The 12,833-nt window shown below is 67.5% G+C and carries 19 protein-coding genes and 1 tRNA gene; 10 read left to right on the forward strand and 10 right to left on the reverse strand.

Translation table 11 applies throughout. The annotated features are described in order from the left end of the window. The first annotated feature begins 47 nt into the window (after positions 1 to 47). From ACK4E3_RS03655 to ACK4E3_RS03670, 4 genes are all read left to right on the forward strand, one after another. Positions 48 to 404: a Gp49 family protein gene (locus ACK4E3_RS03655; protein WP_409696503.1), complete on the forward strand. Its 357-nt coding sequence runs from the start codon at positions 48 to 50 to the stop codon at positions 402 to 404. 4 nt (positions 405 to 408) lie between these two features. Then, the gene (locus tag ACK4E3_RS03660; protein ID WP_409696506.1) at positions 409 to 774 is read left to right on the forward strand and encodes a hypothetical protein; all 366 of its coding nucleotides are present in this window, start codon (positions 409 to 411) and stop codon (positions 772 to 774) included. A 1-nt stretch (position 775) separates the two neighbouring features. Continuing rightward, complete coding sequence (locus ACK4E3_RS03665; RefSeq protein WP_409696509.1) at positions 776 to 949, forward strand: hypothetical protein; 174 nt, start codon at positions 776 to 778, stop codon at positions 947 to 949. A 238-nt stretch (positions 950 to 1,187) separates the two neighbouring features. Beyond that, positions 1,188 to 1,259 (forward strand) — tRNA-Ser (locus ACK4E3_RS03670). Between the two features lie 62 nt (positions 1,260 to 1,321). Here the strand turns inward: ACK4E3_RS03670 and ACK4E3_RS03675 are convergent. Beyond that, positions 1,322 to 2,167, reverse strand: coding sequence for a hypothetical protein (locus ACK4E3_RS03675; RefSeq protein WP_409696512.1), 846 nt, complete (start codon positions 2,165 to 2,167; stop codon positions 1,322 to 1,324). Between the two features lie 99 nt (positions 2,168 to 2,266). Between ACK4E3_RS03675 and ACK4E3_RS03680 the strand changes: the two genes are divergently transcribed. Continuing rightward, positions 2,267 to 2,842, forward strand: coding sequence for a TIGR00730 family Rossman fold protein (locus tag ACK4E3_RS03680; protein WP_409696515.1), 576 nt, complete (start codon positions 2,267 to 2,269; stop codon positions 2,840 to 2,842). Positions 2,843 to 3,017: 175 nt separating this feature from the next. Next, the gene (locus ACK4E3_RS03685; protein ID WP_409696518.1) at positions 3,018 to 3,326 is read left to right on the forward strand and encodes a CC_3452 family protein; all 309 of its coding nucleotides are present in this window, start codon (positions 3,018 to 3,020) and stop codon (positions 3,324 to 3,326) included. Here the strand turns inward: ACK4E3_RS03685 and gltX are convergent, their stop codons facing one another. The 4 genes from gltX to ACK4E3_RS03705 form a co-directional block, all read right to left on the reverse strand. Then, entirely contained in the window at positions 3,327 to 4,676 is a 1,350-nt protein-coding gene (gene gltX / locus ACK4E3_RS03690; protein WP_409696521.1) for a glutamate--tRNA ligase, read from the reverse strand. Positions 4,677 to 4,742: 66 nt separating this feature from the next. Further along, positions 4,743 to 5,384, reverse strand: coding sequence for a hypothetical protein (locus ACK4E3_RS03695; RefSeq protein ID WP_409696524.1), 642 nt, complete (start codon positions 5,382 to 5,384; stop codon positions 4,743 to 4,745). Between the two features lie 143 nt (positions 5,385 to 5,527). Beyond that, a complete protein-coding gene (dksA, locus tag ACK4E3_RS03700) occupies positions 5,528 to 5,956 on the reverse strand; it encodes an RNA polymerase-binding protein DksA (protein ID WP_409696527.1) in 429 nt (142 codons plus the stop codon). Positions 5,957 to 6,100: 144 nt separating this feature from the next. Next, positions 6,101 to 6,529, reverse strand: a complete 429-nt coding sequence (locus tag ACK4E3_RS03705; protein WP_409696530.1) for a flagellar assembly protein FliX — start codon at positions 6,527 to 6,529, stop codon at positions 6,101 to 6,103. Between the two features lie 228 nt (positions 6,530 to 6,757). Between ACK4E3_RS03705 and ACK4E3_RS03710 the strand changes: the two genes are divergently transcribed. Genes ACK4E3_RS03710 through ACK4E3_RS03725 form a run of 4 tightly spaced genes read left to right on the forward strand, consistent with a single transcriptional unit; the run spans position 6,758 to position 8,896 of the window. Further along, positions 6,758 to 7,876, forward strand: coding sequence for a flagellar basal body P-ring protein FlgI (locus ACK4E3_RS03710; RefSeq protein ID WP_409696533.1), 1,119 nt, complete (start codon positions 6,758 to 6,760; stop codon positions 7,874 to 7,876). After that, complete coding sequence (locus ACK4E3_RS03715; protein WP_409696536.1) at positions 7,876 to 8,238, forward strand: rod-binding protein; 363 nt, start codon at positions 7,876 to 7,878, stop codon at positions 8,236 to 8,238. Before ACK4E3_RS03710 ends, ACK4E3_RS03715 begins: the two co-directional genes overlap by 1 nt. Beyond that, positions 8,235 to 8,675, forward strand: a complete 441-nt coding sequence (locus ACK4E3_RS03720; RefSeq protein WP_409696539.1) for a flagellar basal-body protein FlbY — start codon at positions 8,235 to 8,237, stop codon at positions 8,673 to 8,675. The genes ACK4E3_RS03715 and ACK4E3_RS03720 overlap by 4 nt, the downstream gene beginning before the upstream one ends. Positions 8,676 to 8,677: 2 nt before the next feature. Next, a complete protein-coding gene (locus ACK4E3_RS03725; protein WP_409696542.1) occupies positions 8,678 to 8,896 on the forward strand; it encodes a hypothetical protein in 219 nt (72 codons plus the stop codon). Here the strand turns inward: ACK4E3_RS03725 and ACK4E3_RS03730 are convergent. Genes ACK4E3_RS03730 through yajC form a run of 5 tightly spaced genes read right to left on the reverse strand, consistent with a single transcriptional unit; the run spans position 8,881 to position 12,728 of the window. Beyond that, the gene (locus ACK4E3_RS03730) at positions 8,881 to 9,225 is read right to left on the reverse strand and encodes an arsenate reductase (protein WP_409696544.1); all 345 of its coding nucleotides are present in this window, start codon (positions 9,223 to 9,225) and stop codon (positions 8,881 to 8,883) included. The genes ACK4E3_RS03725 and ACK4E3_RS03730 overlap by 16 nt on opposite strands. Next, positions 9,222 to 9,719, reverse strand: coding sequence for a hypothetical protein (locus ACK4E3_RS03735; RefSeq protein WP_409696547.1), 498 nt, complete (start codon positions 9,717 to 9,719; stop codon positions 9,222 to 9,224). The genes ACK4E3_RS03730 and ACK4E3_RS03735 overlap by 4 nt, the downstream gene beginning before the upstream one ends. 11 nt (positions 9,720 to 9,730) lie before the next feature. Then, entirely contained in the window at positions 9,731 to 10,699 is a 969-nt protein-coding gene (gene secF / locus ACK4E3_RS03740) for a protein translocase subunit SecF (protein ID WP_409696550.1), read from the reverse strand. 5 nt (positions 10,700 to 10,704) lie between these two features. After that, positions 10,705 to 12,300, reverse strand: coding sequence for a protein translocase subunit SecD (gene secD / locus ACK4E3_RS03745; RefSeq protein ID WP_409696553.1), 1,596 nt, complete (start codon positions 12,298 to 12,300; stop codon positions 10,705 to 10,707). Positions 12,301 to 12,344: 44 nt separating this feature from the next. Beyond that, a complete protein-coding gene (gene yajC, locus ACK4E3_RS03750; RefSeq protein WP_409696556.1) occupies positions 12,345 to 12,728 on the reverse strand; it encodes a preprotein translocase subunit YajC in 384 nt (127 codons plus the stop codon). Positions 12,729 to 12,833: the final 105 nt, after the last annotated feature.

Genomic DNA, 12,833 nt, shown 5'->3' on the forward strand with positions numbered 1-12,833 from the left:
CGACCCGGCGGCTTCCGGGAAACCCAAAGCATGAAAGGTTAGAACCCATGCACAGTGACACGCTTAAGGCCACCGACGAATACAGCGCCGCGAAGGCCACACATCCGCGCGTTTCTCTCGCGGACATGGAACGCAAGATCGCCCGGCAGCACTACTTCACCGCCGATCAAGCGGTTTCTGCCGCCGAGAAATCGGTGACATACCCCGGCGACCCGCTGGCGATCCTAACAGTCTGTGTTCTCGTGATGCAAAACGGGTTTACGGTCATCGGCAAGTCCGCCCCGGCCTCGCCGGAAAACTTCGACCCCGAGAAGGGGCGACGCTTCGCCTACGAAGATGCGATCAAGCAGCTGTGGCCCCTGGAGGGCTATGCGCTGCGCGAGCGTCTGGCCAGCGAGGTGTGATGCCATGCGGCCCATTCTTCGCACCCTCACCCCGAGCGGATGGGCCACAATCGCGCTGTGCGCCCTGCTGGCGGCCATCCTTGCCCTGTGCGCCGTTGACCAGCGGGCACGCCACCAGGAGCGCCAGCGGGCCGCCCAGGCCATCGCAGAGGCCAACCAGCGCGCCATGGAGCGGGACGCCATCGCCCGCGACCGGGCCGCCACCGAGCGCGTGGCCGACATCCTGAAAACCCACGCCGATGAAAGGAAGATGCGCGATGCGCTCGACACCCTGCCTGACGGCCCTCCTTCTGATCGCCGCGTGCGCCTTGCCTGCGAGCGGCTGCGCCAGCAGGGCAGTGACACAGCCGCTGTTCCCGCCTGCCGATGACTTGCGGGTCGAACCGAAACCCCGCCTCGATCCTGCTGCGCTGGATAGCGAGGCCGCCCTCGATGCGCACGAGATTGCTCTGGAGAGCTGGGGCGAGCGCGGCTGGCGCACCGTCGCGCGCCTCTGCCGATGGGCCGCCGCCAACGGCATGAGCGTGGAGTGCCCGCAGCAATGATAGCTTTCCGCCCCTGCACCTCCATGGTGGGTCCAGCACCGGTCAAGGCCACTTCCGTCCGACCTTAGCGCGAGAAGCGCACCCGAGCAGGGGCCGCACCGCCGGACATGGAGGCGACCGGCGGCGGCGCATAAAGCGGGGAAGGCGGACATACCGGAACCCGTCCAACCGAAGATAAATCTTTTGTCTTTTCAGTGCGCCGTATGCCGTGAACTGACGCAGAACACTTGGCCGATTGTCCGGTAAATCAGCGACTTGACCCCGACTGTTAATCGGCTGGTCGTAGGTTCGAATCCTACCCGCGGAGCCACTCGGCCTTTTCCCCATCGCAGAAGATCGCCGCCCGCGACGGGGCGCGGCAGGGCCATGGCCTCACGCCGATGGCGTGCCAGGGGCCTGCAGCAGGGGGCTATCGCCCTCACGGCTATCGCCCCCGCTGCTCTCACTTTGGCCGTCCAGCAGGATCAGGCTGATCTGGCGCCCGCCGCCGGGCAAGGGCCGCTCGATGCGCCACAGGGCGCCCAGCCGCGTCATGGCAAGACGGGAAGCGTCATTCGACTGGGGCGCCGTCAGGATGATGGTGCGCGACGCACTGCCCGCCCGCGACTGGGCCCCAAGGCCATAGCTGCCAGGCAGCACCCCGTTGAAGGCGGCGGTGAAACGGCCCGTGGCATCGACGCGGTTGGTGACATCGCTGTGGCCGGCGAGGCGCACCGTGACCGCCTGGCCCGCCGCGCCCCATCCCGAGACGGCCAGCGCGCGCCCGTCATAATCCACCGCCGCGATGCCAAAACCGGTGCGCTCGCCCAGGGGCAGGCTGGCTCCGCCCAGATTCAGAACCGCCGCCGTACCGTCAGGGGCGAGGAAAAGGGCCGCTTGCGAGCGCGCGGCATGGCCGCCGCTGACGCGCTCTATGCTGAACAGGCGTGGGCCGTCGCTGGCGTTGAGGCGCAGATCGAACAGACCCTGGGCATTGGCGTCGGTGCCGAACGCCTGGCCGTCCTGATCGGTCAGCCGGATGCGTGCGCTGGCGTCGCTGGCACCGCGCACGACCCACTGGCCTGCGTCGGCGCGGATATCGGTGATGGCGGGTGCAGCCAGCCACTGTGCGCCCTTGGCGGCGGGCGCGGCGGGCTGCACGGGATCGGGACCGCAAGCACCCAGCCCCGCACCCAGGGCGGCGAGCCCCAGACCCAGAATCGCAGCGCGTCGCACCATCGGCCATTTCATGATGCCGGTTTCGCCTTTATGCACGTTATGCGCAATGGCTGGCGTGCGCCTGCCTTGTGCTCCCTTTCCTCTCGAAGCCGCTTCTTCATGTCCCAAGCCCCTGTGATCTCTCCTGCCCCCATCCGCTCTGTGTGCCTGTTCTGCGGCTCGTCCGATGCGGCCCATCCCGACTATCTGCGGGCTGCACGCGATTTCGGCGAGGCGCTGGCGGACGAGGGCCTGCGGCTGGTCTATGGCGGGGGCGGCGTGGGGCTGATGGGTGCGGCGGCGCGGGCGGCCCACGAGGCGGGCGGGAGCGTCATAGGCATCATGCCCGCGTTCCTGCGCTCGCGTGAGCGCCTGTTCGACGAGGTCGAGACGGTGGTGGTGACCTCCATGCACGAGCGCAAGCAGCTCATGTATGACGAATCGGACGCCTTCGTGGTGGCACCGGGCGGCGTCGGCACGCTGGAGGAAGTGGTGGAGCTTCTGTCGTGGCGGCGCCTCGACCTGCATCAGAAGCCTGTGTTCTTCCTCAACATCAATGACTTCTGGAAGCACTTCTTCGCCCTGATGGAGCACAACGTCGGCGAGGGCATGACTCCGGCATGGTTCCTGGACACCTGGGCCTCGGCCGACAGCGTGTCGGGCGTGATGGATCTGATCCGCAACCACGGGCGCTGATCGCGCGCGCGGATGCCTGGACGAGACCACTTGCGCTCATAATGTTATCGGCGATAAGTGAACGGCGATTACAATTCGTGATCGCCGTCGGCCTCAGGCCAGATTGACGGTTTCAATAAAAAACTGACCATCTCGCAGTGCGCACTCCCTGCGCTGCCGAACACGGAGTTTTCTCATGCGTATGCTCGCCTTTGCCGCCGCCACAATGCTGAGCGCCACCGCCGCCATCGCCCAGCCCGCGCCCAACAGCCTGGTCCTTTCGGCAGGCAGCGCGCCCGAGCGCACCATTATCGATGGCGCAACCTGGACCTGCGCCAGCGACAACAACGTCGTGACCTGCACCTCGACCGGCGGAAGCTCCCAGCCTGCCGCGCGCGCCTGCCGCCGCGCCGTGGCCCGCTTCGGTGCCGTGCAGTCCTTCACCTGGCGCGGCCAGAGCCTCAGCGCCGATCAGCTGGCCCAGTGCAATCAGGCCGCCGCCTGATCAGGCCACCTCGCCCTTGAGGCGCCGCGCGATCCGGTCACGGCCGATCAGCGGCGCCAGAGCGGCCATGTCCGGCCCGTGAGCCATGCCGGTAATGGCCAGACGCAGGGGCATGAACAGCCCCTTGCCCTTTGCCCCCGTGGCGGCCTTGACCGCCTCGGTCCAGCGCGCCCAGGCGCCCTCGTCGATGGTCTCGGGCAGCACAGCGAGCGCGGCCCCGGCAAAGCCAGCATCCTCGATCACCGGAGTGACCGGGCCGGTCACGATCCGCGCCAGCGCCGCCACATCGGCAAAGCGCGTAAGATTGGGACGCACGGTGTTCCAGAATGTCTCGCCCAGATCACAGCCAAGGGCCTGAAGGCGCGCGCGGGCGTCCTGATAGGACAGCGCGTGCAGCGCCTGGGCGTTGAGGCGCTCCAGATCGGCGGTGTCGTAACGGGCGGGCGAGCGGCCCATCTTGGAGAAGGCAAAGCTCTCGCCCAGCGCCTCAATGGAGGGGGCGACCTCGAGCGGATCAGACGTGCCGATGCGCCCCAGATGGCTGACGATGGCGATGGGCTCCATGCCCTCCTCGCGAAGCTGGGCGATCGAGAGCGAGCCCAGCCGCTTGGACAGGGCCTCGCCATCGGCACCCACCAGCAGCGGCATGTGGGCAAAGCCCGGCACCGCCGCGCCCAGCGCCTCGAAGATCTCGATCTGGGCACCTGTGTTGGTGACGTGGTCCTCGCCGCGGATCACATGGGTAATGCCCATGTCGATGTCATCGACCACGGACGGCAGGGTGTAGAGAAACAGGCCGTCCTCGCGGATCAGCACGGGATCGGACATGGAGGCGGTGTCCACCTCGCAGTGCCCCCGCGCCAGATCCTCCCAGGCCACGCGGCGGCCTTCCAGGCGAAAGCGCCAGTGCGGGCGGCGGCCGTCGGCCTCCAGCGCGGCGCGCTGCGCGTCCGTCAGACTGAGCGCGGCGCGGTCATAGATGGGCGGCAGGCCGCGCGAGAGCTGCACCTTGCGCCGCCGGTCCAGCTCCTCGGCCGTCTCGTAGCAGGCATAGAGCCGGCCAGAGGCGCGCAGGCGCTCTGCGGCTGCCTCATAGAGATCAAAGCGCTTGGACTGGTTGTAGCGCTCGTCCCATTCCAGCCCCAGCCAGCGCAGGTCGTCCTCGATGCCCTGCTCGAACTCCGGCGTGGATCGCTCAAGGTCGGTGTCGTCGATGCGCAGCACGAACTGGCCGCCCTGGCCCGACAGGCGCGCATTGCGGGCAAACAGCCAGTTGACCAGCGCCGTGCGCACATTGCCCACGTGCAGGCGCCCGGTGGGAGAGGGCGCGAAACGAACCTTGATGGACATGAAACCCTGACCTGAACTGCGAGGCGGCTAAGTCGCGCCGGAAGCGGGCCAAGTCAAGGCGGCCCGTCAGGCCTCGGCTGGAACCGACTGCATTGCCGGGGCCTGATTTGCCTGCCTCAGCGCCCTGGCATCGCCTTCGCGACTGACCATCTCGCCGGTAATGCGCTCCTTGAGCTGGGCGGTCAGCAGCTTGCTGCGCGCGTGCGCCGTCCACCACAGATAGACCGCCGCGCCCGCTACGGGGACCAGCAGCCAGAACGCGCCCCCCGCCGTCAATGCTCCGATGACCGCAACCACGGTTAGAAATGCCGTCCAGCCGCGCTGCGCCGGGCTCGGTGCGCCCGTGATGATCCTGATGCTGGGCTCCAGAAAACGGGTGGTATCAGTATTGTGGTTTGTAACCCCCATGACCCAGGCAAGGGTGTTCACCGGGTTCTTCTTGCCGCAGTAAACGGCCGTCACGGCCTGACCATCGCGCACGCCGAGGCCGATGTTCTTGAGCTCGGTCTCGTCACCGTCCGCGTGCGTGATGAAAAAGCGCTGCCTTTCCACCACGCTGGAGGAGATGTTGACGTTGGTGTTGTTGGCGCCGCCCCCGCCATGCACGCGCGTTTCGGACCAGGTGCTGCTGCCCTGCACCACGCCTGTGCGCGAAAACATGTGAAGCTCGTCGATGGACTTGAGCTTGTGCTGCTTCAGACTCTGCATGGCCTCCCCACGGAACGGCGTTGCGCGAGCAGTGTTACCCGCGCGCCGATAGGGACGCACCAACGCTGCCACGTCAAGCGCGCTGGCACGACGCCGTTCTGAAGAAAAACTGAAGCGTCCCGCGATATGCGGGGGCAGCCCGGTCAGTCGTCGCGGTGAACGCGCTCGCGCCGCTCGTGCTGTTCCTGCGCTTCGAGGCTGAGGGTCGCGGTGGGCCGCGCCTCCAGACGGGCCAGCCCGATGGGCTCACCCGTTTCCTCGCAGTAGCCGTAGGAGCCATCCTCGATGCGACGCAGCGCCGCGTCGATCTTGCAGATCAGCTTGCGCTGACGATCGCGCGTGCGCAGCTCCAGCGCCCGGTCCGTTTCGGACGAGGCCCGGTCCACAAGATCGGGATGGTTCTCGGTCTCGGTCTGGAGATTGGAGACGGTCTCACGCGATTCGCGCAGGATGTCGTCCTTCCAGTCCAGCAGCTTCTGCTTGAAATAGGCCAGCTGCCGCTCATTCATGAACGGCTCATCGTCAGACGGCCGATAGGCCCCCTGCTCCACTACAGACGCAACCGCGTTCATGCACGCCTCACGCTTGTACCAGCGCCCCCCTTGTTGAGCGAAACGGCTTATAGGTCCGCTTCCGTCGCTGGGCAACGCGGTTTTGCGAGCTATCCCCCATCACATTAACGTTTGTCACAGCGGGCGTGACATTTGGGAGGCAGATCAGGCCTGACGCCGGGCCACTTCGGCCTTGGCCAGTTCGACGGCGGCGCGCGTATCGATCTCGGCGAGCACGGCGCGCAGGCCGTCATCAAGCCCTTCCTCGGCCAGCGATTCGCGGCTGGCCGCGCCCAGCGCGCTCAGGGCACCTTCGGCATCGCGCCCGGCCAGCATGGCCAGCTTGAGCGCATCGAGGCGGTCCAGCAGGCCGCGCCCGCGCCGGATCGCACGCCTGCGCCGCTCGGTCACGTCCTCCACGCCTTGCAGCGCCATCAGGGCCGAGACCCCCGCCACGCCCGCAGCGCCCGAGGCAGGACCAGCAGCCGCACCTGCGCCGGCAGAGCCTGCGCCGATCGTGAAGCCGGACGCCGAGGTGCTGCGCGAGCGCGAAGGTGCGCTGACGGGGGGCAGGCCAGGTCCGTTGATCTTCATGCGTCGCCCCTCAAGCCGGGATGGTGGGCCATGGCTGATGCTTTGCCGCCCAGCCGTCACTGTTTGGTTAACGACCCGGCAAAACTTGCCTTCGGGTTTCAGCGAGCGAGGGCCAAGCTCCTGATCGGACTGGTCTTTTTGAACCGTGGAAGATGGCACGAACCTCGCATGGGCCAAGGCACAGCCTGTGCCAACGCTCAAGGCTGCGCTTCAGGGAACCGCTTGATCATGGTCCGCACCATCGCCCGCCTTCTGTCCAGCCTGTGCCTCGCGCTAGCCGTGGCGGGTCTTGGCGCCCTGCCCGCCAGCGCCCAGTCGCGCATCAAGGACATCGCCGCCATCGAGGGCGTGCGCACCAACCAGCTGATCGGCTACGGACTGGTCGTGGGCCTGAACGGCACGGGCGATTCCTTGCGCAACTCGCCCTTCACCCGCCAGAGCCTCGAGACCATGCTGGAGCGCCACGGCGTCAATATCCGCGATGCCAATGCCAATACCCGCAACGTCGCCGCCGTGATCGTCACGGCCGAGCTGCCGCCGTTTGCCACGCCGGGGTCGCGCATCGACGTCACCGTCTCGACCATGGGTGATGCGCGCAGCCTGATGGGCGGCACCTTGCTGGTGACGGGCCTGGCCGGCGCGGACGGCGAGATCTATGCGGTGGCCCAGGGCACGGTGCAGACCGGCGCGGTCTCGGCACAGGGTGCCTCGGGCTCGTCGGTCACGCGCGGCGTGCCCACCTCGGGGCGCATCGCCAGCGGCGCCAGTGTCGAGCGCGAAACGGGCTTCCGTCTGGCCAGCATGCCCGAGGTTCGCCTGTCGCTGCGCAATCCCGACTTCACCACCGCCCAGCGCGTCGCCGCCACCATCAACCAGGTCTATCCGGGCACCGCGCGCGCCGAGAACGGCACGGTGATCGCCCTGCGCGCGCCTGCGGGCATGGACATGGCCAGCCTCATCACCCGCGTCGAGAACCTGAGCGTTCAGGTCGATGCGCCCGCCCGCGTCATCATCGACGAGGTGAACGGCGTGATCGTCATGGGCGAGATGGTGCGCATCTCCACCGTGGCCATCGCCCAGGGCAACCTGACCGTCACGGTGCAGGAGAACCCCTATGTCAGCCAGCCCGCCCCCTTCAGCCAGGGCCAGACCGTGGTGGTGCCGGACTCGCAGGTCAGCATCGAGGAGGAGCGCGGCCGCCAGATGCGCATCCTGTCGGGGGGCTCCTCGCTCGCCACCCTGGTCGAGGGACTGAACGCACTCGGCGTCAGTCCGCGCGACATGATCTCCATCCTTCAGGCCATTCGCGCCGCCGGCGCCCTGCAGGCCGAAATCGAGGTGATGTGATGAGCCCCGGCGTCACTGCTCCCGTTGAGATGCTGCGCGGCCCGCGCACCCCGGCCCTGCCCCGCAGCCAGGACCCTGCCGAGATCCGGCGCACCGCAGAGGCCTTCGAGGCCGCCTTCCTGTCCCAGATGCTCCAGCCGATCTTTGCGGGACTGTCGACAGAGGCACCGTTCGGTGGCGGCGCGGGCGAGGAGACGTGGCGCTCGTTCCTCGTCGAGGCCATGGCCCAGCAGACGGTGCGCGCGGGCGGCATCGGCCTGGCCGACCAGATCACCCGCGACATGCTGCGCCTTCAGGGACTGGAAGATGCACCCACAGCGCCCGGCGAGGCGCGCCCACCCGAGCCGAGGACCGCGCCATGAGCCTTTCCGCTGCCTGCGCCGATGACCGTGCCGCACAGCTTCTGACCCTGACCGAGCGCCTGTGCGAGCGCCTCTCTGCCGAGCTGACCGCCTTCGAGGCGCGCCGCCCGCACGAGGTGGCCCCCACCATCGCCGAGACACAGGATCTGGCCAATCTCTATCGCCGCGAGAGCGCGCGGGTGAAGGCGAACCCCGAGCTGCTGCGCGGCATGAGCGAGTCCCTGCGTGCGCGCCTGCTGGCCACGATCGAACGCTTCGATGAGCTGCTGGGTCGTCACAACCGCGCGCTGGAGGCAGCGCGCACCATCACCGAGGGGCTGGTGCAGGCCATTGCCCGAGAGGTGGCCGAAGCTCGCGCCAATCCCACCGGCTATGGCCATGGCGGTCAGGCCGCAGGCACCGACATGCGCGCCGTGACCCTCAACCGGACGGCCTGAACATGAGCCGCCCCTCACCTCTCTCGCCCGAGGATCGTGCGCGGATACTGCGACGGGGCGCAGGCGTGTTCGCCTTCATTCTGGGCGTGTCGTTTCTGGCCAATTCGGCGGTCATGCTGATGGGCGGGCGCGGGCGCCTGTCGGACGAGCTGCTCTACATCGTGCCCGGCCTGATCCTGCTGGGTCTCGGCCTGTGGCTGTGGCGTCAGAGGTCGTCGTAGGCACCGGGCCTGTAGCCGATCAGGCTCTCGCCGCCCTCACGCTCCAACACCGGGCGCTTGATCATGGAAGGGTTGGCCAGCATCAAGGCGATGGCCTTCGCCGCATCCAGATTGGCTTTGTCGGCATCAGGCAGCTTGCGAAAGCTGAGACCTGAGCGGTTCAACACCTTCTCCCAGCCGTGCGCCGCGATCCAGCGCTTCAGGTCGTCCTCGGTGACGCCCTCGGTCTTGAAGTTGTGAAAGCGGTAGGGATGCGCGCGCGCATCAAGATCGGCCCGCGCCTTGCGCACCGTATCGCAGTTGGGGATGCCGTAGAGGATCAGGGTCATCGCCTCACTCTGTACTCATGCTCCTCGACCAGGCCCTCGGCCAGGCCCGCCGCGAACTGGATCGCAATCAGCGCCAACAGCAGGCGCCAGGGCGTCACATCAAGGCCCGCAGCCCAGCTCTGCCGCCCGATCAGGTCGCTGAGCGGTCCGAACCCCGTTAGCACATGCACCCCCGCCAGGATCAGGGCTGCAGTAGCGATCACACCCGGCACGCGCGCGGCCCAGCGCACCGGTCGGTGGGGAGGCTCGAAGACGCCCGGCTCGCTCCGCCCCCCGCCCGAAAACATACTGACGGCGATCGCACAGACGAACATGAGACCGACCACACCGATGGCGATGAGCAGAGCGCCCACCTCGCGCAAATCCGGCAACGGTGCCTGCACTGCGGCCACTGACACCAGAACGGTTGTCGGCACCATCAAGCCCAGCAGAAAACGGACCGCCCAGCGCTGGCCGGCATCGAGCCGTAACTGTCGTCGCGCTGGTCTGAACAAGGGACGGGCCTCTAGGGCTTGGAAGCCATGCCCAGCGTCACCGGCGTCGGGTCTTCATCCCCGCGCGAGGCCCCCCAGACCAGCACGATCGGCGCGGCGATGTAGATCGACGAATAGGTGCCGATGATGACGCCGAAAATCATGGCGATGGCGAAGGTGCGCAGCACCTCTCCGCCCAGTATGGCAATGGCCGCCAGCCCCAGGATGGTGGTCAGGCCGGTCATGATCGTGCGCGAGAGCGTCTCGTTCAGCGACAGGTCGATGACCTCGCGCATGGGCATCTTCTTGTACTTGCGCAGGTTCTCGCGCAGGCGGTCGCACACCACCACCGTGTCGTTCATCGAATAGCCGATGATGGTCAGCACGGCGGCCACGCTGACCAGGGTGAACTCCATGCCGGTCAGTGCGAACAGGCCAAACGTCAGGATCACGTCGTGCAGAAGGCCGACCACGGCACCCACACCGAACGTCCACTCGAAGCGGAACCAGATGTAGATCAGCATCATCAGCACGGCGATGGCCAGGGCCAGCACGCCATTGGTCAGCAGCTCCTGCGAGATCTGGCCGCTGACCGCCTCGGTGCGGGTGATCTCGGCGGTGCTCTGGGCGGCTGTGAGCTGGTCCCTGACCTGGTCGATCAGGGCGCTGGTGGTGCCCTCGGTGCTCTGAAAGCGGATCAGGGCCTCGGTCGGCGAGCCGAACGCCTGCACCTGCACGTCGCGCAGGTCCAGCTCATTGAGCGACGAGCGTATGGCCGACAGATCGGCCGGCTCGGGCGCGGTGGTGATTTCGAGCACCGTGCCGCCGGTGAAGTCGACACCGCAGGTCAGGCCACCGCATGGCGGCGTGAACGGCGTCACGGTCATGATGATCGAAGCGATCACCGCCACCACCGACACGATGCCGAAGATGGGCGCGAACCTGACGAACTGGAGGTTCGTCTTGGCGGGCAGGAGCTTGATGAGGGGCCAGAACTTCATGACGGTCACGCAATGGGAAGGGTCTTGGACCGCGTGATGCGGAACCACAGGGCGACGCCGATCTGGGTGATGAACACGGCGGTGAACACCGAGGTCACGACCCCGATGCTGAGGGTCCAGGCGAAGCCGCGCACCGGCCCTGCTCCGAAGAAAAACAGGATCAGGGCCGCACCCAGGGTGGTGATATTGGCGTCCAGAATGGTGGACATGGCGCGCGAGAAGCCCGCATCCGCAGACATGATGGCCGACTTGCCAAGGCGCGCCTCTTCTCTCATGCGCTCGAAGATCAGGACGTTGGCGTCAACGGCCATGGCCAGCGTCAGGATCAGGCCCGCGATGCCCGGCAAGGTCAGGGTCGCCTGAATGGCCGACATGGCGCCCACGATCAGAAGACCGTTCAGCAGCATGGCCAGCACAGAGATCCCGCCGAAGATCAGGCCGTAGGACAGCACCATGAACACGACGACCAGCACGAAGCCCACCAGGGTCGCCGTGGTGCCCGCCGCCACCGCATCGGCGCCCAGCGAGGCGCCCACGGTGCGGCGCTCCTCGACGTTCAGCGGCGCAGGCAGGGCTCCGCCTTCCAGCAGGTTCACCAGCTCGGACGCAGACGCGATCGAGAAATTGCCGGTGATCTGGCCCGAGCCGCCGGTGATGGCGCTCTGGATCACGGGGGCCGAGATCACGCGCCCGTCGAGGATGATGGCAAAGCGGCGGCCGATGTTCTGGCTGGTCACGTCGCCAAAGCGCCGCGCGCCCACCCCGTCGAAGCGGAAGTCGATGGCCGGGCGCTGGAACTGGTCGGAGCCCACGCTGGCGCGGGTCAGGTTGTCGCCGGAGACCAGCACGCGGCGCTTGACCAGCAGATAGGGCTCGCGCGGATCGTCGGTGGGCAGCAGCACGGCATCGGGCGGCACGCGCCCCTGCATGGCCTCGGCGATCGAGTTCTCCTCGTCGAGCATCTGGAACGTCAGCACGGCGGTCTGGCCGATCACGCGCTCCAGCTCGGCCGGGTCGCTCTCGCCGGGGGCCTGCACCACGATGCGGTTCTGACCCTGGCGGGTGATGGCGGGCTCGCGCGTGCCCAGGCTGTCAATGCGGCGGCGCACCACCTCGATGGCCTGATCGACCGCCGTGGCGCCCATGGCGTTGAGCGCCTGGGGCGTATAGGTCAGCCTGAGCTGATTGCCGCCGCTGCGCTGCACCTGCATGTCCGCCTGCATGGACCCGGCCTGGGGCTGGGCCAGACGGCCCAGGGCCTCGAAGGCGGTGTCGTAGTTGGCCGGTTCGGGGATCGTCACGCTCACGCCGTCGGGAAGGCGGCGCAGATCGCTGAAGGGCACGCCCGCCTCACGCAGTGTCAGGCGCACGTCCTCGGTCATGTTGCCGATACGCTCGGCGCGAAGCGCGTCCACGTCCACCTGCAACAGCAGATAGGAGCCGCCCTGAAGGTCGAGACCCAGGTTGAGCGTATTGGCGGGAACCCATCCGGGCAGGGCCTCGCGCTGGGCGGGGCTGAGCAGGTTCGGCGCGGCGAACAGCAGGCCGATCAGGGTCACAAGCGTGACCAGCGTGACCTTCCAGCGCGACAACTGAATCATGAGGGTGTCAGGGCTTCAAGGACGAGGGGCAGGCGCGCGCGCGATCAGCGCGCGCTGCGGCTCTTGGAGGGAGCCGTCTTGGCGGCGGGAGCCTCCTTGGCCACTTCGGTGCGCGCACGCACCTCGGCGATCATGGAGCGCACCACGGTGGTGTTCACGCCCTGGGCGATCTCGACCATGGCTTCGGATTCTTCGACCCGCGTGACCTTGCCGACCATGCCGTTCGACAGCACCACCGTGTCGCCGCGCTTCAGACCGGCCACCATGGCCTGGTGGGCCTTCATGCGCTTCTGCTGCGGACGGATCAGCAGGAACCAGAACAGCACGAAGATCAGGATGAACGGCAGGAAGTTGATCAGCACTGCCATGAAGCCGCCATCGGCAGCGGCAGCGCCCGCGCTCTGGGCGTAGGCCGGGGTTGCGAACATGGGAACTCCATCGAAGCGGGCCGCAAGGTGGGGTCACAGCGGCCCGTGGGCGTGTTTGAGCCCGCAAAGCTAGGGCTTCGCGCACGCCAATGCAACGCGAAGCCT

The organism is Brevundimonas sp. (assembly GCF_046299595.1).
Classification (GTDB): domain Bacteria; phylum Pseudomonadota; class Alphaproteobacteria; order Caulobacterales; family Caulobacteraceae; genus Brevundimonas.